The sequence below is a fragment of the Streptobacillus canis genome, assembly GCF_009733925.1.
In the GTDB taxonomy this organism is placed as follows: Bacteria; Fusobacteriota; Fusobacteriia; order Fusobacteriales; family Leptotrichiaceae; genus Streptobacillus; species Streptobacillus canis.
Genome location: NZ_WOEI01000069.1, coordinates 1 through 436 on the forward strand (window position 1 = coordinate 1; position 436 = coordinate 436).

The 436-nt window shown below is 19.3% G+C and carries 1 protein-coding gene; it reads right to left on the bottom strand.

Features of this window, described 5'->3' with window-relative positions:
* A partial coding sequence (locus GM111_RS08340; protein WP_408022645.1) for a Mu transposase domain-containing protein occupies positions 1-436 on the bottom strand: 436 nt, incomplete at both ends.

Below are 436 nucleotides of genomic sequence, written 5' to 3' on the forward strand. Positions count from 1 at the left end.
AAGATAATATTTTCAAAATTATGTATAAATCTATGACTTAATAGATCTAATATATCTTGTTTATTTAAATTTTCTTGATAATTAAAATCAAAATCATCTATACCTTTATCTGTAAGTTTTAATAAAGCATCTACAAAAGATAAATTATTTATATTAAATTCTTTTATTTTATTATCATTGAATTTAAGTGTTGTTTTCATCAATTCTTTGTAATGTGCTTCATAGTAATTTATGTTATTTTCAGAAATATGATGAATTGTTATTAAATTTGTGCTACAATAGATGTATAACGAATTATCTATTTGTTGAACATCAATAATTTTACCTATATATTTAGATGGTACTGAATATTTCTTTTTATGGTAAGTTATTAAAGATGAATTATCAACTTTTAGATTATGAGTTTTAATCTTATATTGCTTTCTTATACTTTCAC